This is a genomic window from Rhodococcus marinonascens NBRC 14363 (assembly GCF_001894885.1).
Lineage (GTDB): Bacteria > Actinomycetota > Actinomycetes > Mycobacteriales > Mycobacteriaceae > Rhodococcus_F > Rhodococcus_F marinonascens.
In genome coordinates, this window is sequence record NZ_BCXB01000010.1 from 58,389 (window position 1) to 80,651 (window position 22,263).

Annotated in this window: 16 protein-coding genes; 8 read left to right on the plus strand and 8 right to left on the minus strand. The window is 65.2% G+C overall.

The features are described 5' to 3' along the window. Window positions 1-61 precede the first annotated feature (61 nt). On the plus strand, window positions 62-3,598 hold the full coding sequence (gene dnaE, locus RM2_RS09295) for a DNA polymerase III subunit alpha (protein WP_072688544.1): 3,537 nt from the start codon (window positions 62-64) through the stop codon (window positions 3,596-3,598). On the opposite strand, the gene RM2_RS09300 is transcribed toward dnaE, so the two are convergent. Then, a complete protein-coding gene (locus RM2_RS09300; protein ID WP_072688545.1) occupies window positions 3,569-3,847 on the minus strand; it encodes a hypothetical protein in 279 nt (92 codons plus the stop codon). The two genes, dnaE and RM2_RS09300, sit on opposite strands and share 30 nt — an antisense overlap. A gap of 212 nt (window positions 3,848-4,059) precedes the next feature. Between RM2_RS09300 and RM2_RS09305 the strand changes: the two genes are divergently transcribed. Further along, entirely contained in the window at window positions 4,060-4,494 is a 435-nt protein-coding gene (locus tag RM2_RS09305; RefSeq protein WP_072688546.1) for a nitroreductase family deazaflavin-dependent oxidoreductase, read from the plus strand. A gap of 173 nt (window positions 4,495-4,667) precedes the next feature. After that, on the plus strand, window positions 4,668-6,020 hold the full coding sequence (gene ilvA, locus RM2_RS09310) for a threonine ammonia-lyase IlvA (protein ID WP_072688666.1): 1,353 nt from the start codon (window positions 4,668-4,670) through the stop codon (window positions 6,018-6,020). A 4-nt stretch (window positions 6,021-6,024) separates the two neighbouring features. Here ilvA and RM2_RS09315 read toward each other — a convergent pair whose 3' ends face one another. Continuing rightward, window positions 6,025-6,549, minus strand: coding sequence for a TetR/AcrR family transcriptional regulator (locus tag RM2_RS09315; RefSeq protein WP_072688547.1), 525 nt, complete (start codon window positions 6,547-6,549; stop codon window positions 6,025-6,027). 125 nt (window positions 6,550-6,674) lie between these two features. Here RM2_RS09315 and RM2_RS09320 point away from each other — a divergent pair, with 125 nt between their 5' ends. Further along, window positions 6,675-8,264: an MFS transporter gene (locus RM2_RS09320; protein WP_072688548.1), complete on the plus strand. Its 1,590-nt coding sequence runs from the start codon at window positions 6,675-6,677 to the stop codon at window positions 8,262-8,264. Here the strand turns inward: RM2_RS09320 and treZ are convergent. Next, a complete protein-coding gene (gene treZ, locus RM2_RS09325; protein WP_072688549.1) occupies window positions 8,207-9,964 on the minus strand; it encodes a malto-oligosyltrehalose trehalohydrolase in 1,758 nt (585 codons plus the stop codon). The two genes, RM2_RS09320 and treZ, sit on opposite strands and share 58 nt — an antisense overlap. 129 nt (window positions 9,965-10,093) lie before the next feature. Between treZ and RM2_RS09330 the strand changes: the two genes are divergently transcribed. Next, a complete protein-coding gene (locus RM2_RS09330) occupies window positions 10,094-10,282 on the plus strand; it encodes a DUF1918 domain-containing protein (protein WP_072688550.1) in 189 nt (62 codons plus the stop codon). A gap of 156 nt (window positions 10,283-10,438) precedes the next feature. Here RM2_RS09330 and RM2_RS09335 read toward each other — a convergent pair whose 3' ends face one another. Then, entirely contained in the window at window positions 10,439-11,647 is a 1,209-nt protein-coding gene (locus RM2_RS09335; protein WP_072688551.1) for an enhanced intracellular survival protein Eis, read from the minus strand. 286 nt (window positions 11,648-11,933) lie between these two features. On the opposite strand from RM2_RS09335, the gene RM2_RS09340 reads away from it, so the two are divergent. Beyond that, complete coding sequence (locus RM2_RS09340; RefSeq protein WP_084721707.1) at window positions 11,934-12,563, plus strand: hypothetical protein; 630 nt, start codon at window positions 11,934-11,936, stop codon at window positions 12,561-12,563. Between the two features lie 180 nt (window positions 12,564-12,743). Here RM2_RS09340 and RM2_RS09345 read toward each other — a convergent pair whose 3' ends face one another. The 4 genes from RM2_RS09345 to RM2_RS09360 form a co-directional block, all read right to left on the minus strand. Next, window positions 12,744-14,099, minus strand: coding sequence for a beta-1,3-glucanase family protein (locus RM2_RS09345; protein ID WP_072688552.1), 1,356 nt, complete (start codon window positions 14,097-14,099; stop codon window positions 12,744-12,746). Window positions 14,100-14,262: 163 nt separating this feature from the next. Then, window positions 14,263-16,656, minus strand: coding sequence for a malto-oligosyltrehalose synthase (gene treY / locus RM2_RS09350; protein WP_072688553.1), 2,394 nt, complete (start codon window positions 16,654-16,656; stop codon window positions 14,263-14,265). A 13-nt stretch (window positions 16,657-16,669) separates the two neighbouring features. Next, window positions 16,670-18,931 carry a glycogen debranching protein GlgX gene (gene glgX, locus RM2_RS09355; RefSeq protein ID WP_072688554.1) on the minus strand — a complete coding sequence of 754 codons (2,262 nt, stop codon included), beginning with the start codon at window positions 18,929-18,931 and terminating at the stop codon, window positions 16,670-16,672. Window positions 18,932-18,986: 55 nt separating this feature from the next. Beyond that, the gene (locus RM2_RS09360) at window positions 18,987-20,279 is read right to left on the minus strand and encodes an adenosylmethionine--8-amino-7-oxononanoate transaminase (protein WP_072688555.1); all 1,293 of its coding nucleotides are present in this window, start codon (window positions 20,277-20,279) and stop codon (window positions 18,987-18,989) included. Window positions 20,280-20,356: 77 nt separating this feature from the next. Here RM2_RS09360 and RM2_RS09365 point away from each other — a divergent pair, with 77 nt between their 5' ends. Then, window positions 20,357-21,499 (plus strand): 8-amino-7-oxononanoate synthase, encoded by a 1,143-nt coding sequence (locus tag RM2_RS09365; RefSeq protein ID WP_072688671.1) that lies wholly within the window; start codon window positions 20,357-20,359, stop codon window positions 21,497-21,499. Then, complete coding sequence (gene bioD / locus RM2_RS09370) at window positions 21,496-22,215, plus strand: dethiobiotin synthase (RefSeq protein WP_072688556.1); 720 nt, start codon at window positions 21,496-21,498, stop codon at window positions 22,213-22,215. Before RM2_RS09365 ends, bioD begins: the two co-directional genes overlap by 4 nt. Window positions 22,216-22,263 lie beyond the last annotated feature (48 nt).

Here is a 22,263-nt window from a genome sequence, read left to right on the forward strand (position 1 = left end):
CGCTGTCGGTGAGAGGGCATACACTCGTGACGCTCCCAGACCTTCAGAGAGGCGCACGCACGTGGCTGACTCGTTCGTACATCTGCACAACCACACCGAATATTCGATGCTCGACGGCGCGGCCAAGGTTGGCGCCATGTTCGAAGAAGCGGAGCGACTGGGCATGTCGGCGGTGGGTATGACCGACCACGGCAACATGTACGGCGCCAGCGAGTTCTACAACGTGGCGAAGAAACAGGGCATCAAGCCGATCATCGGCATCGAGGCGTATGTCGCGCCCGAGTCGCGCTTCAACACCAAACGTGTGCTCTGGGGTGACCGCGGTCAGAAATCCGACGATGTCTCCGGTAGCGGTGCGTACACCCACATGACGATGGTCGCGGAGAACACCACCGGCCTGCGCAATCTGTTCAAGCTGTCCTCGCTCGCGTCGATCGAGGGGCAACTCGGCAAGTGGGCGCGGATGGACGAAGAGCTCATCGCTGCCAATCACGAGGGCATCATCGCCACAACCGGATGCCCGTCCGGCGAGATCCAGACGCGTCTGCGCCTCGGGCACGACCGCGAGGCACTCGAGGCTGCAGCCAAGTGGCAGGAGATCTGGGGTAAGGACAACTTCTTTCTCGAACTGATGGACCACGGTCTGTCGATCGAACGCCGGGTCCGCGAAGGGCTGCTCGAGATCAGCAAGAAGCTCGAGATTCCTCCGCTCGCGACCAACGACTGCCATTACGTCACCAAGGAAGCCGCGGAGAACCACGAGGCGCTGCTCTGCATCCAGACCGGTAAGACGCTGTCCGACCCCACTCGCTTCAAGTTCGACGGCGACGGCTACTTTCTCAAGTCCGCGGCGGAGATGCGTGAGCTCTGGGACGACCAGGTGCCCGGCGCCTGCGACAGCACCTTACTGATCGCCGAGCGCGTCCAGCCGTACGACGAAGTGTGGGAACACCGCGACCGGATGCCGATCTTCCCCGTTCCAGAGGGCGAGACGCAGGACACCTGGCTCCGTAAGGAGGTGCTGAGCGGTCTCGACCGGCGGTTCCCCGACGGACCGCCGCAGGACTACCTGGCCCGCGCCGACTACGAGATCGGCGTCATCCTCGAAATGGGATTCCCCGCATACTTCCTCGTCGTGGGTGATCTCATCAACCACGCCCGCGACGTCGGCATCCGTGTCGGCCCCGGTCGCGGCTCGGCCGCCGGTTCGCTCGTCGCTTACGCGATGGGTATCACCAACATCGACCCCATCCCGCATGGTCTGCTCTTCGAGCGGTTCCTGAACCCCGAGCGCGTATCCATGCCCGATATCGATATCGACTTCGATGATCGTCGTCGCGGCGAGATGGTGCGCTACGCGACGGACAAGTGGGGGAGCGACCGCGTCGCCCAGGTCATCACGTTCGGCACCATCAAGACGAAGGCCGCAATCAAGGACTCCGCCCGAGTGCAGTTCGGCCAGCCGGGGTTCGCGATCGCCGACCAGATCACGAAGGCGCTGCCACCGCCGATCATGGCCAAGGACATCTCGGTGTCCGGCATCACCGACCCGGACCACGAACGCTACAAGGAAGCGGTGGAGGTTCGCGCCCTCATCGACTCCAATCCGGACGTCGCGAAGATCTACCAGACGGCCAAGGGCCTCGAAGGCCTGATCCGAAACGCCGGCGTCCACGCCTGCGCGGTGATCATGTCGTCCGAGCCGCTGATGGACGCCATACCCGTGTGGAAGCGTGCCCAGGACGGTGCCATCATCACCGGCTGGGACTACCCGTCGTGCGAGGCCATCGGCCTGCTCAAGATGGACTTCCTCGGACTGCGGAACCTCACCGTCATCGGTGACGCCATCGACAACATCAAGGCCAACCGCGGTATTGATCTGGATCTGGACACCCTCCCACTCGACGATCCGGCCACCTACGATCTGCTCTCGCGCGGTGACACACTCGGTGTATTCCAACTCGACGGCAGCGCCATGCGCGATCTGCTCCGCCGCATGCAACCCACCGGCTTCGAGGACATCGTCGCGGTGCTCGCGCTGTACCGGCCCGGCCCGATGGGGATGAACGCGCACAACGACTACGCCGACCGCAAGAACGGGCGGCAAGAGGTCAAACCCATTCACCCGGAGCTCGAGGAACCCCTGAAGGAGATTCTGGCCGACACGTATGGCCTGATCGTCTACCAAGAGCAGATCATGCAGATCGCGCAGAAGGTGGCCGGGTACTCTCTCGGACAGGCCGACATTCTTCGCCGAGCCATGGGTAAGAAGAAACTGTCCGTTCTGGAGGAGGCCTATGCCGGCTTCCGTGAGGGCATGCTCACCAACGAATTCTCCGAGCCGGCTATCAAAGCACTGTGGGACACCATCCTGCCGTTCGCCGGGTACGCGTTCAACAAGTCGCACGCCGCCGGGTACGGACTGGTTTCGTTCTGGACCGGGTACCTCAAGGCCAATTATCCGTCCGAGTACATGGCCGGACTGCTCACGTCGGTCGGTGACGACAAGGACAAGGCTGCGATCTACCTGGCCGACTGCCGCAGGATGGGGATCATAGTGCTCCCGCCCGACGTCAACGAATCGGAGGTCGACTTCGCTTCCGTCGGCGAGGACATCCGGTTCGGTATGGGTGCCGTCCGCAACGTCGGCGCCAACGTCGTGAGCTCGATCATCAAGGCGCGTAGGGAGAAGTCCAAGTTCGTTGACTTCTCCGACTACCTGGGCAAGATCGATGCCGCGGCGTGCTCCAAGAAGGTCACCGAATCCCTGATCAAGGCGGGCGGTTTCGACTCGCTGGGCCACCCGCGCAAGGGTCTCCTGCTGGTCCACGCAGACGCCATCGACGCGGTGATGGGCACCAAGAAGGCGGAGTCGATCGGTCAATTCGACCTGTTCGGTGGCGCCGACGCCGACGAGTCGATCGCCTCAGTGTTCAACGTGAAGATTCCAGAGGAGGAGTGGGACTCGAAGCACCGGTTGGCGTTGGAGCGGGAAATGCTGGGACTCTATGTCTCCGGGCACCCGCTGAACGGTGTCGAACACGTGCTGTCGGCGCAGTCCGATACCGCGATTGCGACGATCCTCGAGGGTGACATCAAAGACGGCACCCAGGTGACCGTCGGCGGCATCCTCGCCTCCGTGAACCGGAGGATCAACAAGAACGGCCTCACCTGGGCGTCCGCGCAACTCGAGGATCTAGCCGGTGGTATCGAGGTGTTGTTCTTCCCACAGGCCTACTCGGTCTACGGGATGGACGTCACGGAGGACTCCGTCGTGCTGGTCAAGGGACGTGTTTCGATTCGTGACGACAGGATCTCACTCATTGCCAACGACCTTGTGGTGCCCGATCTTTCGGCGGTGGGCGTCGCGAAGCCGCTGGCGGTGAGCCTGCCGCTGCGTCAGTGCACGAAGGACAAACTCGGGGCTCTGCGGCAGGTACTCACACGGCACCCGGGAACCTCCGACGTGCATGTGCGGTTGATCGGTGGAACCGAGGTCACCTTGTGGAAGGTCGACGACGTGCTGCGGGTAGAACCGTCGTCGGCGTTGATGGGTGACCTCAAGGCGCTACTGGGCCCCAGTTGCCTGTCCGTGTGACGGTTCGGCCTCGAGGTGGCCGGAAGGGCCGGAGGCGTAGAGGCGCCGCGCCCACCATACGACGACGGCTATGGCGGCGGCGGTGAGCACGGCCGCCTGCAACGTCTGGGTGACAACGAGCACTAGCACGAAGGCCAGCAGGGCAACGCAGAGGGCCTCGAGTTTGTGGATGGGCCAGTCCGTACCTGCTATGTCGACCGTCCGGATAGCGTCGCCGTCGCGGCGCATCCCAATGCAATTAGTCGGCATCGCAGGTCACCTCATTGTCCGATGGCTGGGAACGCACACGCCCTCCCCATCTGATCAGGTTACTCGAAGACCTGAATTCGGCGCAACGAACAATTTGATGAGGGTCTAGTATTCCTACTCAATCGGCGAGTGGGTGGCGGGTTGTGCGGAACGTTCGGGGTGGCGATCGCCCCGGCCAGTGCGCTCGACATTCAGTGGTGTTGACTGGAGGCATGCCACTCACAGGTGAATATGAGCCCGGTTCGTTGAAATGGTCCGCAGACCAGGCCGACTTGATCGAATCCACTGATGGGGCGGAGGGGACGACACTGGCGGACATGCCCGTGATCTTGTTGACCACCCGCGGCGTGAAGTCCGGGAAGCTTCGCAAGATCCCGTTGATGCGCGTCGAACACGAGGGGGCGTACGCGATCGTCGCCTCCCTCGGCGGCGCCCCCAAGAATCCCGTCTGGTACTACAACGTGAAGGCCGAGCCGCTCGTCGAGTTGCGCGATGGGGCGTTGAAGCAGGACATGGTGGCCCGAGAGGTAACCGGCGACGAGAAGGCCAAATGGTGGGTACGCGCCGTCGCCGCGTACCCCGAATACGCCGAGTATCAGAAGAATACGGACCGGGTGATCCCCGTGTTCGTTCTCGAACCCGCATGACACCGGGTCCGGCATCACCCTCTTCGCCGACACCGGCGCGAACCCGATGCTGACGAACGGCGGCGTGGCCGGGTGGTCGGCGAAATCGAACATATGTCGGCGACCGCCGCAATTCGATCCGCCCGGCTGAACCCGGCTGGTACGTGATGGCGCGAGAGTGGGAATATGTTCGGGTGTCCACAACGCCCGATACCGCAGCCCAGAACATCACCTGTCCCCTCACTGTGGGCGAGATCGACGCGGCCATCGAGCGAATTTCCCACGTGATCGATGCGACCCCGCTGCAGCGGAATGAGCGACTGTCTGCTCTGACGGGCGCGAATGTCTACCTGAAGCGGGAGGACCTCCAGGTGGCCCGCTCGTACAAACTGCGCGGCGCCTATAACCTCATGGCCCAACTCGACGCTGAGGAGCGCACGGCCGGAGTGGTGGCCGCCAGCGCAGGCAACCATGCGCAGGGCGTTGCGTTCGCCTGCCGTTCGATGGAGATCAGCGGCCGCATCTACGTTCCGTCGAACACTCCCAAGCAAAAGCGCGACCGCATCCGTGCGCACGGCGGCGAGTTCGTCGAACTGATCCTGACGGGGGAGACGTACGACGCTGCGGCCGCCGCCGCGGAGGCCGACGTCCGGCACACGGGCGCGACGATGGTTCCGCCGTTCGACGACGTCCGCACCGCTGCCGGGCAGGGCACCATCGCGGCCGAGATCCTCGCCCAACTCGGCGCATCGCCCGACGCCGTCCTCGTTCCGGTCGGTGGCGGCGGATGCATCGCCGGCATCGCGACCTACCTGCGTGCCCGCGCGACCGGGACGGCCATCGTGGGGGTCGAACCGACAGGCGCGGCGTCGATGACGGCGGCCCTGGTAGCCGGCGCACCCGTGACGCTGACAGAGATCGACCCCTTCGTCGACGGAGCGTCCGTGAGGCGAGTGGGCGACCTTCCCTACGCTGTCGCCTCCGCTCTGGGCGCCGAGGTGGTCTCGCACACCTCGCTGCTCCAGCCGAGCCGGTCGGCCACGATTCAACTCGACGCCGAGTCCTTCGTGATGACCAACCTCGACGAGGGTGCGCTCTGCACGACGATGCTCGAGCTGTATCAGAACGAGGGCATCATCGCGGAACCGGCGGGCGCACTGTCGGTGGCGGTACTCGCCAACATCACATTCGAACCCGGTTCGACGGTGGTGTGCTTGATCTCCGGGGGCAACAACGATGTCTCGCGGTACGGCGAGATCCTGGAACGCTCCCTCGTGAATCTCGGCCTCAAGCACTACTTTCTCGTGGACTTCCCACAGGAGCCTGGCGCGCTGCGTCGGTTCCTCGACGAGGTGCTCGGTCCCGAGGACGACATCACGCTGTTCGAGTACGTGAAGCGAAACAACAGGGAGACCGGCGCCGCGCTGGTGGGTATCGAACTCGGCAAGGCGGAGGGGCTGGGCGAGTTGCTCGACCGGATGGAGCAGTCCCGGATACAGGTGGAGCGTCTCGAACCGGGAAGTCCCGCATACCGCTACCTCACGTGAGGCGCTATTGCTGGAGCAGGCGCGCGACCACCTTGGCATACAGCGCGGGCTCGGGCATGGGGAGCCCGAGCAATGCGGCAAGGTAGATTCCGTCACCGACCAGTCGCACGATCTCGGCTAGGACGGGATCGGTGATTTCGCTCTGTAGGCCTTCGTCCCAGCCGCGCATAACCTCGGTGACAGCCTTCTGGATCTCGTCGTGCTGACCGTCGACACTGCGTAGCGCGGCGATCGTCGAACGGTAGAGGGCGAGTTCCTCGGTGCTGTTCGCGTCGGGGACCTGCAGATACCACTCCGACAGCGAGGCGCCGCCGGACGCGGCGTCGGCGAATTGCGCGTCCGCGCGGTCGCCGAGTCGGCGCACCATCGCCGCGAGGAGCGCTTCCTTGCTGGGGAAGTGATAGAGCAGACCGCCCTTGGACACCCCCGCCTCCGCGGCTACGGCCTCGAGTGTCACCTGCGCTATTCCCAGGTCGAGCAGCAGTTTCTCTAGTGCGTCGAGTATTCGATCGCGAGTACCGGCGGCCATAGGGAGCGACTGTACCCGAAATAACTTTACCGGCTGGACGGTTCACGGTACAGTATCGGTACTGTACCGGCTGGACGGTTCACCTTCCGTATCAGCTCTCGAATCGGAAAGTCGCGGGAAGACAGATGTCTGTGTCCACGGATCGCGGGATCAACGACGCCTACGGCGGGCCGGGTCGTGCCTCCGCATCTCGCCGAGACTGGCTCGGGCTGGTCGTCCTGGCGTTCGCTGTTCTCCTGATCGCGGTCGACGGCACCGTGCTCGATCTCGCGCTGCCATTCATCAGTGCGGACCTCGAACCCAGCAGCACGCAGTTGCTGTGGATCATCGACGTCTACTCGTTCGTGCTTGCCGGACTACTCATCACGATGGGCACGCTCGGCGACCGCATCGGGCGCCGTCGACTCCTGCTTATCGGCGCCGCCGGTTTCGGCGTCGCCTCGCTGATCGCAGCGGGGGCGCCGTCACCGGAGATGCTGATCGCGGCACGTGTGTTGCAGGGTATCTCGGGTGCGACGCTGATGCCCGCCACTCTGGGCCTGATTCGGACGATCTTCGTCGACCGGCGCCAGCGCACCCTCGCGATCGGCGTGTGGGGAGCGATGGCAGGCGGTGGCACGGCGGCCGGCCCGCTCATCGGTGGTTGGCTGCTCGAACACTTCTGGTGGGGTTCGGTATTCCTGATCAATATCCCGGTGATGCTCGTGCTGATCTGTGTCGGTCCGCTGGTGATCCCGGAGTCGAAGGACCCGCATCCCGGACGCTTCGACTTGATCAGTGCGGCGCTGTCGATGTCGACGATGCTGCCACTCGTGTACGCCGTCAAAGAGTCCGTTGTGCACGGGATCGCCCCAGCACTCCTTGCGATCGGTCTTGTCGGTGTCGCGTCCGGTGTTGTGTTCGTTCGCAGGCAGAAGGCGATGAAGGATCCGATGATCGATATCGGATTGTTCGCCCAGCCCGCATTCTCGACAGCCGTCCTCACCAATCTGCTGTCCATCTTTGCGCTGGCCGGTGTGCTGTTCTTCGGATCCCAGTACCTGCAATTGGTATTGGGCAACACCGCGCTCGAATCGGGCGTGCTGATGCTGCCCGGCATGCTGATGAGCGCGATCACCGCGCTCGCGGCGGCCTGGATGGTGCGCTACTGGGCCACCTCGCACGTCCTCGGCGGCGGTATGGCGCTCGCCGGCGTGGGTGCGGCCATGATGCTCGCCCTCGGTGTCGACAGCGGTCCGACGATGTTCGTGATCGGGTTCGGACTCGCGGGCGCCGGTGTCGGTATCGCGATGACCCTGACATCCGATCTGGTCGTCAGCGCCGTCGAACCCGAACGGGCGGGCGCCGCCTCGGCGGTCTCCGAAACCGCCTACGAACTCGGTATCGCACTCGGTGTAGCCGTGCTGGGCAGCGTTGTCATGGCGATCTTCCGGAACGGTCTGGACACGTCGATGCTGGCCCCGGAACGGGTCGAACCGGCCCAGGGCACCCTCGGTGCCGCAGTCGCCGAGGCGCAGAACCTTCCCGAGACCGCGCGTACCGCATTCCTGGAATCTGCACAGGCCGCGTTCGTCGACGGCATGCACGTGGCCGCCGGCGCGACCGCAATGATCCTGTTCGCCACCGCGATCCTCGTCCTGCGGATGCTGCGCAACCGTCAGGGGGAGCCGTGTGCGGAGGACGCATACGCGTCGTCGAGCACCACGAACGAATGAGCCGGTAGCACCATCGCGGACGCGGTTTCGTCCTGGGTCGGCGGCTCCCACCACAGCACGGGGGAGCCGCCGACAGGGACGGTCACCGCCTCGGCGCTCAGGTTGCACGCGAGTCGAAGCGCGCCGCGGCTCACGATGATCCAGCGCTGCGCCTCGTCGTAGTCCACCGATAGGTTCGCGAGCCAGGGATCGGTGAGTTCCCCGCGCTCGCGTCGCAGGCGCACGAGCGAGCGGTAGCACTCGAGCAGGCGGGCATGCGGTTCGCGAGCGGGTTCGTCCCAGTCGAGTCTGGACCTTTCGAACGTCGCCGGGTCCTGCGGATCGGGCACGTCGTCCGTGGCCCATCCGTGCTCCGCGAACTCGGCCTTGCGTCCCTCCGCCGTGGCGCGGGCGAGCGCTGGTTCGGGATGCGAGGTGAAGAATTGGAACGGTGTGCTCGCTCCCCATTCCTCGCCCATGAACAGCATTGGCGTAAACGGCGAGCACAGCACGAGTGCAGCCTTCACCGCGAGTTGCCCGGAGTCGAGGTAGGTGCCGGGCCGGTCACCCACCGCGCGGTTGCCGATCTGATCGTGTGTGCACGTGTAGGTGACGAGGGAACTGGCCGGAATGCGCCGGGTGTCCAGGGGCTTGCCATGCATGCGCCCGCGGAACGACGAGAACGTGCCCGCATGGAAAAATCCCTGTCGCAGAGTGTCGGCTAGGCAGGCCATCGAACCGAAGTCTCCGTAGTAGCCCTGCCTCTCACCCGACACCGCGGCGTGGATGGCGTGATGCACGTCGTCGTCCCACTGAGCGTCCAGGCCATAACCACCTGCGGACCGTGAGGTGATCAGTCGCGGGTCGTTGAGGTCGCTCTCGGCAATCAGCGTCAGCGGGCGCCTCAGATGCGCGGCCAGTCGGCGGGTCTCGATGGCCAGATCTTCGAGGAGATGAGTGGCCGTGTGGTCGACGAGCGCGTGGATGGCGTCGAGTCGTAACGCGTCGATGTGGAATTCGCGGAACCACCGCAGTGCGTTGTCGATGATGTAGCGGCGCACCTCGCCGCTGTCAGGACCGTCGAGGTTGATGCTCGGGCCCCAGGTGTTGGCGTCCGGCGACAGATACGGGCCGAATCCGTCGAGGTAGTTCCCGGACGGTCCGAGATGGTTGTAGACGGTATCGAGGACCACCGCGAGTCCGCGCGCGTGACACGCGTCGACGAAGGTCTGCAGTCCGTCCGGACCGCCGTATTCTTCATGGACCGTGTACCAGAGGACGCCGTCGTAGCCCCAGTTGTGAGGGCCGTTGAAGCCGTTGACGGGCATCAGCTCGACGAAGTCGACACCAAGGTCGACGAGGTGGTCGAGTTTGCCGGCGGCGGCGGCGAACGTGCCCTCCGGAGTGAACGTTCCCACGTGCAGTTCGTAGACGACACAGCCCGCGAGCTGTCGCCCGGTCCAGTTCGAGTCGGTCCAGAGATTCTCGTCGAGAGTGTGGAGTTGCGACGGTCGGTGCACACCGTCAGGCTGACGCGGCGATCGTGGATCGGGCAGCGGCGCGTCGGCGTCGTCGAGAAGGAAGCCGTACCGGGAGCGCGGGGAGGCGTCGACGTCGGCTCGCCACCAACCGTCGGGTGACCGGATCATGTCGTGGGATCGACCGTCGACCTCCACGCGAACGGACTTCGGAATCGGCGCCCATACCTCGAATGTGTGCACCAGATCAGCATGCCCCGGCCTGGAATCTCACGCAGGACGCACTCGGCGAGTCGGCCCTTTCGCCGCGACGCCGGAAGTAGCAAGCTGAGAGTGACGAGAATACCGAGTCGAGCACCACGAGGAGCAGTCATGCAGGTAGCAGTGGGAGACAGGTTGCACGTTCAGGGCCGAGTTGTCGGGGCACACGCGCAGACCGCCGAGGTGGTGGAAGTGCACGGAGAGAACGGGGAACCGCCGTACCTCGTCCGGTACGACGACGGTCACGAGGCGCTCGTCTTTCCGGGTTCCGACGCATGGGTGGAACACCCCAATTCGTAGGGCGCGAACACCCCAATTCGTAGGGCCGGAGCGCGATGGGGTAGCGGGGAAGACTCTGTGTGTACAGGATGCGCGGCGTTCGTCCGGTGCCTGCCCATTCTGCTTTGAGCCGCTTTGAGTGATGAATCAAAAACTCGACATCGAGGGCAGCGTGCCCTAGAACGGCCAGCCCATCTGGGCGCTGCGGTCCGAGTCGAAGGCGTGGTCGACCACCCTGAGCGTTTCGGAGGTGTCGGCCCAGAGCCGATGGGCCGCCGCGAACGTCCGCGCCCGATGCGCTCCGAGATACAGGCTGCCCAGCGCATCCAGGTCGACGACGACCTGAGGGGAGTCGTCGGTGGGGGTGCACTTCGCGCGGCCGTCCCGGACGACCAGCCGAAAACAGCCGCCGGCATCGAGAAATCCGTCGTCGACCTGTAGTACCAGGTCGAGGTCACACTGGTAGGTGCGGGCCTCGAGGGCGGCAGGAGTATCCATGATCCGCACCCACAACTCGTCGTGCCGCGACCTGGTGCGGACCAGACGGCTGTCGGTGAGCAACTGCGGCAGTGGATCCCAGGGTGCGAGGGTCGTCTCGATGCTGCGCATCAGGTCGAGACCGAGTAACGCTCGCCACAGTGCCGCGTGCGCGTCGTCGGTGACGGCCCGCATCTCCTGGATCCGGGCGACCATCCCGTCGTCCTCCCCGCCGACCCGGCGATACAGTGCGTAGCCGTCGTCGTGGAGGAGGACGAACAGGCTGGTACCGCCGTCGCGGTCGCTCTCGCGATCGACGAACAGCTGATCCCACAGGACGTCGGGCCGAACTTGCGCGCCGGGTGTCGCCCGCTGCCAGCGGTCGTAGACGTCGGTGATCGCGGTCCGGGAATCGGCCGGTCGAACGATGCGCACCCCGCCCGGGTCGGGGGCTTTCGGATGGGGAGCGGCGAAGCGGCGGTCGATGCTCACCGACGACACGATGGTAGCGGGGCCGTACCCGAACCGCCCGTAGATCCCGCCCTCGCTGGCGGTGAGCACCGACAGCGCCGCGCCCGTCGCCCGAATCCGCCGATGCTGCTCGGTGTACAGGGAGCGGAGGATTCCCCGCCTCCGGTGAGTGGGTGAGACGGAGACGGCGGTGATCCCCGCTGCGCGCACCGCCGCCCCGCCGGGAACGGTGACGGTCATCGGAAAGTCCATCGTTACCCCGACCACGGCCTCGCCGTCGATCGCGATGATCGGGCGATCGACGCCGACGAGTTCTCGCCACATGCCGATGGCCTCCGGGGTGTACGGGGTGCCGAACCCGACTTCGTCCAGCAGCAGAAGGTTGCTCCAGTCCTGCTCGCCTGCGGTTCGGACGATGATCCCGGTGTCGGTCGTCATGGTTCAGACACTGGCACAAGCCGGCAGGTGTCGCATCCTAATTACTTGGGAGTCGCCTCGAGCCGTCTCGTGGGTGCTCGAGCACACGATCCGCGCGCCGTCGAGGCGCCCGGTCGGCGTCGATGGGCGCGATCCGCCGCTCTCACCACGCGAGTGCGGACGTAGGTTCGTACCCATCTCGGCATTCACATGCTCGGCCATTGCCTCAGCCGCCGTTGCGGAGGAGTGTGAAACACGTGGGATTGACGGGCGACGCCGCCTGTGGCGCCGCCTTCGACAAGGAAGGGTGACGATCGTGTTTGCACGCTCAACCACAATTCAAGCGCATCCGTCGTTCATCGACGAAGGGATGAAGCACGTACGCGATGTCGTGATGCCCGCGCTGGCGGACGTCGAGGGTTCCCTCGGAATGTCCCTGCTGGTCGATCGCGATTCGGGTCGGTGCATCGCGACCAGTTCGTGGCGGGACGAGGAATCGCTGCGCGCGAGCGAGGGACCGGTGCGGAAGTTGCGTGACGAGGCCGCCGAAATCTTCCATGGCACAGCCGAGGTGTCGAGGTGGGACATCGCCGCGATGCACCGCGATCACAACTCGGATCGCGGGGCATTCTGCCGCGTCACGTGGGTCAAGACGGAGCCGGTCCACACGGACCGTGTCGTCGACGTGTGGAAGTTGGCAGGGCTACCGAAGATGGAGGAACTCGAAGGTTTCTGCAGCGCCAGTCTCTTGCTCGACCACGCTGCCGGTCGTTCGGTGTCGTCGCTGACTTTCGACAGCCGCGAGGCGATGGAACGCAACATGGAACGCGTCGACGAGATCAGGTCCGAAACAGTGCGTGAGGCGAACGCCGAGGTGCTCGAGACGGGCGAGTTCGAGTTAGCGATCGCACACCTGCACGTCCCCGAGATGGCCTGACCGCCACAGGAAACGTGCAAGAGCGCGTCCTGCCACGGGAAGACCCGCACCGTGTGGTGCATGTCTTCCCGTGGCCGTGGCAGTACCTGTTGCCCGCGTGGTGCGGGCGGTGCTGAGGTCACACGACGGGCGGCTTGCCGCCGCCTTCTCTGAACACTGGTGGTTACGAGACACTGGTGGTTACGAGCCGAAGTTCAGCCCTGTGCTGCCGGTGGATACACCGCCGGGGCCGGGATTGGTTCCGCCGCCCGTGTTGGGGTCGGTTCCGCCGCCGGTGCTGGGAGTGGTTCCGCCGCCGGTGCCAGGATCGGTTCCACCAGGAACCGGGCCCGAGGAGAGATCGGTCAGTGTGATCGTGCAGGAGCTCGGGTTGGCGTCCTGGATGAGGGTCGAGAAGCCATCTCCATCGCCTTCTCCAGCGCCGGGGGCTCCTACGTCGTCGAATGCGAACCCGTATGCCTTACCGGTTACGGTGTTCTCGTGCATGATCCGCGAGTAGTGGTTGGTGATGCCGGGTTTGTAGAAGAGCTTGGGGTCGCTGATGGGCTGATCGGAGTGGTCGAGCAGCGTCCCTCGGTTGAAGGCGGAGCCGATTATCGCGGCGACCGGTCCGGACAGGCCGTCGTTCGGGGCCACCAGTGCCCCGTCGCAGTAGAACACGTCACGGGTGGTTGGTTTGGGGATCGGTGCCACGCCTTTGTCGAAGACAAGCACCTCATCTTCTACTCGCCCGGTGTAGGTGACACCCCTGCCCTCGTTGGTCACCAGCAGATCGGTGGTGGCGTACTTCTTCCACACCTCGTTGATGTACTCGTCGAAGTAGTCCGCCGGGAACAGCCCGGCATCGATGCCATGGCCGGGGGAGATCACGCGCAGGTTGTCACCGATGATGAGATTCTTGTGGTCCGGCTGCCTCGCGATGGCGGAGAAGATTCTTTCGCGGCCACCGGGGACGAGTTCGCCGGAGGTCTGCGACGCTGCTCCCTCCAGCCGAATGGCCGATGGTAGGCAGAAACTGTCGACCATTGTGTTGTTGCAGTGCATTCCGGCGTCGTCGAGGGTGAATTCCATCCAGTCGTACATCACCGAGTAGCTGTCGTCGCTCTCAACCCAGCCGGCTGGGTACTGCAACTTGCGGATACCGTGTTCGTCGACGACGGCTTTGAACGCCAAGTCGCCGTCGATTGCGAAGTAGATGCGCCCCGACATCTGGGGCAAGACGAAATCTGTGTCTCCGGTGTTGGACATCGGTATCGCCAGGTCGAGGACGGTGCCGTCAGCGGCATCTTGGGGGACCGGTACGAAGACCCCGCTGGCATTGACGAATCCTTGCTGTCCGGTGGCGAGGTCTTCACCGGGAATGTACATCTTGATCGCACTGTTGCCGAAGGTGCCGGTGGCGTTGACCACCTTCGTGCGGAGGGTAGTAGCGGCGCGGGCGCGAGGGGTGAGAGCCGGAGCGACTGACGACAGAATCGGTGCCCCGAGGGCCACCGCACCGAGTGCACTTCCGAGAAAGGCTCTTCTACTCAACATATATTGACACTCCGTCATTGATACGTTACTGATTCGTTATTGAGCGGAAATCTTTGCAGATGACTCGAAGGAATGCAATAGGCTGGAGCAGCTCGCAGGAAACCGAGGTGAACGCTCTTTACCTCACGTGATGTGACCTCGGGTAGGCAGTCGCCCGCCGAGGTCAACGGCCGTGTCGTGGGCGGGTGAGCAATGCCACCGGATAGGTGGCGAAGAGGGCTTCGGCCCGGGATTCGGGCACCGGGCCGGCGTCGTCGGCCGTGTGGACGGTCTCGCCTGTGAGACGGTCGGTCCATGTTCCACCGGGCAGTACGACGGCGGTGTCGTCCCAGCCCCGTTCGCCGAGTTTGACGCTGTGGCGGGTCGCTACTGCGACAACGTCCGGCGACCCGCCCGCGGGACCCCGCGCGAACCCCACTACGTGGGCCGCGGCAGGCCCGGTCCCGAAGACCGGGGTGTACTCCCCGCCGACGAACGAGTCCGGACGCTCCCGCCGTAGTTTCAGAGCCGCCCGGACGACGTGCATTTTCGCCGCACCCGTCGCGTCGACGGGTGGATTCTGCAGGTCCGCGAGGACGCGCCTTCGCTCGTCGTAGTCCACCAGCCGGCGATTGTCCGGATCGACGAGGGAGTCCTCCCAGAGTTCGCTGCCCTGATACACGTCCGGGATACCCGGGCCGCAGAGTTGGAGCAGTTTCTGGCCCAGGGCATCGGACCATCCGTGCGGTGCCAGCTGGGTGCACAGTGAACCGATCGACATCCCTACCGCTCCGTCGATCACGGTGTCGAGCCAGAGATGGAGATCGGCTTCGAAGTCCGAGTCGACGTCGTTCCAGGATGTACGGGTTCCGGCTTCGCGGGCAGCCTTTTCCGCGTAGGCGTGGATGCGGTTTCGGAATCCGGGCACTTCGGCCGCAGCCCGACTGTCCACGGGCCACACTCCGAACATGTTCTGCCACAAGAAGAGACCGGTGGCGGGATCAGGACTGGGGGCGATCCGCTCCCACCGATCGACGCATCCGGCCCACAGGTCGGGCACCTGCGTCAAGACGCCGATCCGGGCTCGGACATCCTCTCCGCGTTTGGTGTCATGGGTCGAGAGCGTCGTCATGGCCCTCGGCCACCTGGTGGCGCGCTCGGCGCTGGCGAGGTGGAACTCGGCGGGTGCGATGCCCATTCTTGCCGGGTCGCCGCCCACCTCCTGAAGTGACACCAGGCGGGCGGTGCGGTAGAACAGACAGTCCTCCACCGACTTCGCCATCACCGCGCCGCAGACTTGATGGAAACGAGTGGCCGCCTCGCTCTGGTTGATCAGGGCTGCAGCGAGCGCGTCGAGCGGTTCGGCCCAGTGCGCAACGCGTCGGGCGACGTCGCCGATCACGCGCTTTGCCAGCCCGGTGAGAGGGCTGTAGTCCGACCGGTACACGGGCATGGCCGCGATGACGTCCACGACGGCGTCGCGAAGAAGATCGCTGCTGCACTCGCTGCCGGTCTCCGCGAGGATCACGCGCACAAGTCGCCTGACCTCGGGTGCGAGGACAGTGGTGGCGACTGTGCGCTTGATCGACACCTCCTGCTCGTGGATCCACGTTGCATCCCCGCGGTCACCGGTCCGGGAGGCCGACAAGGAGGTGAGCGGGGCCGCCCCCGATGAGTCGAGGAACACGCCGCCCAGTTCGGCCAGTGCGTCGTAGCCGGTGGTGCCGTCGATCGGCAGGTGGTCGTCCAGTGGTTCGGCGTGAGTGAGGATCTTCTCGATCACGAGCCAGCGGTCCGCGCCGATCACGGTGCGTAGCCGGTCGAGGTACCCCGCCGGATCGGACAGCCCGTCCGGGTGGTCGACGCGCACGCCGTCGATCAGTCCGCTGCGCACCCAATCTCGGAGTTCACGGTGCGAAGCCTCGAACACCCGCGAATCCTCCTGTCGGATACAGGCAAGATCACTGATTGCGAAGAACCGTCGGTACCCGACGAGCCCAGAGTTCCACGGCACCAAACGGTAGGACTGCGCGTCGTGCACCAATCGTGGGTCCGCACCATCGGTGCCCGGCGCGATCGGGAACCGATGCTCGTGGAACGCGAGCATCGGTTCGGTGCCGGAGCGGTCGTGTGTGAGGGTTTCGAGATCTGCATCCGACCCGAGCACGGGGAGCGCGAGCCGGCCGCCGGCACCGTTGTCCTCGTGCCAGTCGATGTCGAAGAACTCGGCGTACTCGGACCGGCGACCGTGGGTGAGGACGTCCCACCACCAAGCGTTCTCGTGTGGTTTCGCAACGCCGACATGGTTGGGGACGAGATCTACGACGATTCCCATGCCGCGGCCACGCAACTCCTCCGATAGCGCCAGTAGCGCCTCACGACCGCCGAGCGCGGGGGACACGCGAGTCACGTCGGTCACGTCGTAGCCGTGGGTCGATCCAGTGGTTGCTGTCAGGATCGGTGACAGGTAGACATGCGAGACCCCGAGGTCGTCCAGGTAGCCGACCACGGCGGCAGCGTCCGCGAGAGTGAAAGGATCGCAGTGTAATTGGAGTCGGTACGTAGCCGTGATGGACATCGTCGTCCTCGGTTCAGGTGGTCCGGCGCAGCACGACAAGCGATCTGGCCTCGATCTGCAGCTGATCTCCGGCCTTGATCACCGACTTCTTCGCCCCCGTCGGTACCGACGTGTCGAGTTCGACTGTCCAGGCCTCGGCGTAATCCGAATCGGGAGTGGAGAACCCGATTCCTTCGTCGTGCGCGTTGAAACACAAGAGGAACGAGTCGCCGACAACCCGCTCTCCGCGCTGGTTGGGTTCGGGGATGCCCTCTCCGTTGAGGAAGACCGCCAGTGACTTTCCGAATCCGCTGTCCCAGTCTTCGGGCGTCATCTCCTCACCGGACGGGGTGAGCCAGGCGATGTCGCGGGTCTGGTCGCCGCTGCGGATGGGTGTGCCCTCGAAGAACCGGCGTCGACGGAACACCGGATTGTGCTTCCGTAGCGCGATCACTCGTGTGGTGAACTCGACCAGGTCGGCGTTGGTGTCCGCCAGAGACCAGTCGATCCACGACAACTCCGAGTCGTGGCAGTACACGTTGTTGTTGCCATGCTTGGTGCGGCCCATTTCATCGCCGTGCGCCAGCATCGGAGTGCCTTGGCTCAGCATCAGCGTAGCCAGCATGTTCCGGCTCTGGCGCCCCCGTAGGTCCAGGATGTCCGGATCGTCCGTCGGCCCCTCGATACCGCAGTTCCAGGAGCGGTTATGGCTCTCTCCGTCGTTGTTGTTCTCGCCGTTGGCCTCGTTGTGCTTTTCGTTGTAGGACACCAGGTCGCGCAGCGTGAACCCATCGTGAGCGACCACGAAATTGATGCTCGCGCCGGGGCGCCGGCCTGTCGCCTCGTAGAGGTCGGACGACCCGGTGAGACGGGACGCGAACTCGCCGAGAGTCGCAGGCTCGCCCCGCCAGTAGTCGCGGACGGTGTCCCGGTACTTGCCGTTCCATTCCGTCCACAGGCCCGGGAAGTTGCCCACCTGGTAGCCGCCTTCACCGATATCCCACGGCTCGGCAATCAGTTTGACCTGACTGACGACCGGATCCTGTTGAACGAGATCGAAGAACGCGGACAAGCGGTTGACGTCGTGCAGTTCGCGCGCGAGCGTGGACGCGAGGTCGAATCGGAATCCGTCGACGTGCATCTCCGTGACCCAGTATCGCAGTGAGTCCATGATCAGCTGCAGCGTATGCGGGTGCCGAGCGTCAAGGCTGTTCCCCGTACCGGTGTAGTCCTTGTAGTGCCCGGCATTCCCGTCGACGAGTCGGTAGTAGGCGGCGTTGTCGATGCCGCGGAAACAGATGGTCGGACCGCGATGGTTGCCCTCGGCGGTGTGGTTGTAGACGACGTCGAGGATCACTTCGATACCCGCCTCGTGGAACGTCCGGACCATCCACTTGAACTCCGACACCGCGACGCCCGGTTTCTCCGCTGATGAGTACTCGGTGTGCGGGGCGAGGAAGCCGAATGTGTTGTATCCCCAGTAGTTCCGCAGCCCGCGATCGAGCAGGGTCTGGTCGTGCATGAACTGGTGCACCGGTATCAGCTCGATTGCAGTGACACCGAGCCCGACCAGGTGGTCGATGATCACCGGATGGGCCAGGCCCGCATAGGTTCCACGAAGATTTTCCGGAACGCCGGGGTGGCTCGCCGTCATGCCCTTGACGTGAGCCTCGTAGATCACTGTCTCGTGGTATGGGCGTTTGGGCGCGCGGTCGTTGTTCCAGTCGAAGAAGGGGTTGATCACCACGGTGGTCATCGTGTGGCCGAGTGAATCGTGTCCGGGCAAAGCGGGTTCCGCGGATTCCGCGTTCTCCGCTTCCGCCGTGGATTCGGAGCTCGAATGCCCCTCCGGGTAGTCGTCGACGTTTTCGACGTCGTCATCTTCGGTGTCGACGACCTCGGGGCGGTCCACCTGGTCCTCGACGTCGTAGGAGTACAGGGAGCGATCGCCGTCGAAGCTGCCGTCGAAAGCTTTACCGTAGGGGTCGAGGAGGAGCTTGCTCGGATCGCAGCGGTGTCCGGCCGCCGGGTTGTACGGTCCGTGGACACGGTAGCCGTAGCGCTGACCGGGAGCGACGGTCGGTAGATACGCGTGCCACACGTAACTGTCGACTTCTTCGAGACGGATCCGCGCTTCTGTGCCGTCCCGGGCGATCAGGCACAGATCGACAGCCTCGGCGACTTCGGAGAACAGCGAGAAGTTCGTCCCGGCCCCGTCGTATGTGGCGCCCAGGGGATAGGCGTTACCGGGCCACACCCCGAAAGGGGTGGTCCCTGCCGAGTCGCTCGGGTCCATATCGAAAACAGTAGTGCCCGCGGCCGGTTTGCTCTCGGTTCGACGGCCGAGCCCGTCAGTCGGCGCTCTGGCTTTCTGCGGCAGCGCACATGCCCGCTGTGATAATCCGCATGTCTTCGGCGGTGCACACGTAGGGCGGCATGGCGTAGATCAGGTTCCGGAACGGCCGCAACCACACCCCGGACGCCACGGCGGCGTCGGTGGCCGTCCTCATATCGACGGGTTCGAGGAGTTCGATCACTCCGATGGCGCCGAGCACTCGCACGTCCCGGACGCCGGGGAACTCCGTGGCCGGCGCGAGACCCGACTCGAGTTGCGTGTTCAGGGCGGTGACCTCGCCTCGCCAGTCCCGGGACAGCAGTAGTTCGATCGACGCCACCGCGACGGCGCAGGCGAGCGGATTGGCCATGAATGTCGGACCGTGCATCAACCCACCTGCATCGCCGGAACTGATGGTCTCCGCGACGTCGGTGGAACAGAGGGTGGCCGCGAGCGTCATGTATCCGCCGGTGAGGGCCTTGCCAACGCACATGATGTCAGGGCTTACCCGGGCGTGATCGGCGGCGAACAGTTCGCCGGTCCGGCCGAATCCGGTGGCGATCTCGTCGAACACCAGCAGCAGTTCGTGCTCGTCGCAGATCCGTCGAAGTTCCGACAGATACCGGGGGTCGTGGAACCGCATGCCGCCGGCGCCCTGCACCACCGGTTCCACGATGACCGCTGCCAGTTCGCCGGAATGCAACTCCACGAGACGTTCGAAATCCGCGACGTAGCCGGGGTCGAACTCGCGGGGCGGCGGCCCCGCGAACACCTGCCGTGCCAGGACGTCGGTCCACAGCGAATGCATGCCGCCGTCGGGGTCGCAGACGCTCATGGGCGCAAACGTGTCGCCGTGGTAGCCGCCACGCCATGTGAGCAGTCGATGTCTGCCCGGCTTGCCGCGGCTTCGCCAATACTGCAGACACATCTTGACGGCGACCTCGACGGACACCGAACCCGAATCGGCGAGGAAGACCTTGTCCAGGCCGGTCGGGGTGATCTCCACGAGCAGTTGCGCCAGCCTCGCCGCCGGTTCGTGGGTGAGCCCGCCGAACATGACGTGACTCATCCGCTCGAGTTGAGCGGTCGCCGCCGCGTCCAGGGCGGGATGCCGGTAACCATGCACCGCCGCCCACCAGGAACTCATGCCGTCGACGAGTTCACGGCCGTCGGCGAGGGTGAGCCGGGTACCGGTTGCCGAGGCCACCACGAGGGGGATCGTCGAGGAGGGAAATGCTCCGTACGGATGCCAGAGCAAAGAGGCATCCAGGGCAGAGACGTCGTCGACGGACAGGCTCGTGGAGGTCACGGTGTCGACCCTAGACACCAGAAAAAAGTGGGGCCCATTCGGGTTGAACACCGTTCAAGTCACGTATCGTGCGGTTGGTGAGCACCGACCACACCCTGTCTGCTTGGCTTGACGACGTCGCGGATCAGCGACGTGCCGCCGGCCTGCACCGTGAGTTGCGTCCCCGCACGCCCGGTAGCGCGCTCATCGATCTGGCGTCCAACGACTACCTCGGGCTCGTGCGCCACCCGGAGGTGCTGCGCGGTGCGATGACCGCGCTGCGCCGGTGGGGTGCCGGGGCCACCGGATCACGTCTGGTCACCGGGTCGACCACCGAGCACGACCTACTCGAATCGGAACTCGCCGAGTTCGTCGGTGCCCAGTCCGGGCTGGTGTTCTCTTCGGGGTACGCCGCAAATCTGGGCGTCGTCACCGCGCTGTCCGGTGCCGGATCGTTGATCGTCTCCGACGCCGGCAGCCACGCGTCACTTGTGGACGCCTGCCGGTTGTCCCGCGCCCGGGTCGTGGTCGCGCGGCATTCGGATATCGAGTTCGTCCGCAGCGCGCTGGCCACCCGGACCGAGGGGCGGGCACTCGTCGTCACCGATTCGGTGTTCAGCGCGGACGGCGACCTGTCGCCCTTGGTCGCACTGCACCGGGTATGCCGCGAATACGGTGCGTTCCTCGTCGTGGACGAGGCGCACGGAATCGGCGTCCGCGGCGTCGGCGGGCGCGGTCTCGTGCACGAAGTGGGGCTCGCGGGCGAACCCGACATCGTGGTGACGGCGACTCTGTCGAAGTCTCTCGCCAGCCAGGGTGGTGCGGTTCTCGCGTCGGAAAAGGTTCGCGCACACCTCATCGACTCCGCCCGCACGTTCATCTTCGACACGGGTCTGGCCCCGGCGTCGGTGGGAGCGGCGCGCGCGGCGCTCACGATTCTGCGACTCGAGCCCCATCGCGCCGAGTCCGTGCTGGACCGCGCCAGGGACCTCGCCCGATTCACCGGCGCCGCGACTCCCGAATCTGCCGTGGTTTCCGTGATCCTCGGCGACCCGCAACGGGCATTCGATGCCGCCGCCGCGTGCCGGGAGCGGGGATTGCATGTCGGCTGCTTCCGGCCCCCGTCCGTGCCGGAGGGCACGTCCCGTCTGCGGCTCACCGCGCGGGCGACGCTCGGCTCAGACGAATTGGCCCGCATCGAGGCAGTCTTGACGGACGTCCTGGCGGGAGTGTCGGCGTGAGCATCGTCGTGATCACCGGAACGTCGACCGACGTCGGCAAGACCGTGGTCACGGCAGCGCTCGCCGCCGCAGCGCGAGCGGCGGGCCTGTCCGTTGCGGTATGCAAGCCTGCGCAGACCGGTGTCTCCCCGGGAGAACCAGGCGATCTCGCCGAGGTGACGAGGCTGTCCGGTGTCGAGACGGTGCTGGAATTCGCCCGCTACCCGGATCCGCTCGCTCCCGATGCCGCGGCGCGCCGCGCCGGTCTTCCGATGGTCCGGTGCGCCGAAGTCGTTGACCGGGTAAGAGCGCTCGACACCGAGCACGACTTGGTGCTCGTCGAGGGTGCGGGCGGTCTGCTGGTGCGACTCGGAGCCGACGGATTCACGCTCGTCGATCTTGCGCGGGCACTCGACGCACCGGCCGTGGTGGTTGCCGCAGCCGGGCTCGGCACCCTCAATCACACCGAGCTCACCATCCGGGCTCTGACGGCCGCCGGGCTCGCCTGCGCTGGAACGGTGATCGGATCGTGGCCGGACGAACCCGGCCTCGCCGAGCGATGCAATCTCGACGACCTGCCCGCCGTGACCGGTGTCGACGTCGTCGGCTCCGTCCCTACGGGCAGCGGGCGCCTGCAGCCTGCATCATTTGCTGCGGCAGCGTCCACGTGGTTCGACAGCACCTGGTTGGAGTCGACGCTGAACGTGGGCATTCGGGCCGTGAGCCAGGCGATATGAGGGCCGTTCACTAGCAGGACACGCCGGTCGTTCGCGCTGGTAAGTGAA

Excerpts from the sequence above, each read along its gene's own strand:
- RM2_RS09300 (WP_072688545.1), bottom strand. The coding sequence starts at position 3,847 with ATGCCGACTAATTGCATTGGGATGCGCCGCGACGGCGACGCTATCCGG.
- RM2_RS09305 (WP_072688546.1), top strand. The coding sequence starts at position 4,060 with ATGCCACTCACAGGTGAATATGAGCCCGGTTCGTTGAAATGGTCCGCA.
- RM2_RS09315 (WP_072688547.1), bottom strand. The coding sequence starts at position 6,549 with ATGGCCGCCGGTACTCGCGATCGAATACTCGACGCACTAGAGAAACTG.
- RM2_RS09320 (WP_072688548.1), top strand. The coding sequence starts at position 6,675 with ATGTCTGTGTCCACGGATCGCGGGATCAACGACGCCTACGGCGGGCCG.
- RM2_RS09330 (WP_072688550.1), top strand. The coding sequence starts at position 10,094 with ATGCAGGTAGCAGTGGGAGACAGGTTGCACGTTCAGGGCCGAGTTGTC.
- RM2_RS09335 (WP_072688551.1), bottom strand. The coding sequence starts at position 11,647 with ATGACGACCGACACCGGGATCATCGTCCGAACCGCAGGCGAGCAGGAC.
- RM2_RS09345 (WP_072688552.1), bottom strand. The coding sequence starts at position 14,099 with ATGTTGAGTAGAAGAGCCTTTCTCGGAAGTGCACTCGGTGCGGTGGCC.
- treY (WP_072688553.1), bottom strand. The coding sequence starts at position 16,656 with ATGTCCATCACGGCTACGTACCGACTCCAATTACACTGCGATCCTTTC.
- glgX (WP_072688554.1), bottom strand. The coding sequence starts at position 18,931 with ATGGACCCGAGCGACTCGGCAGGGACCACCCCTTTCGGGGTGTGGCCC.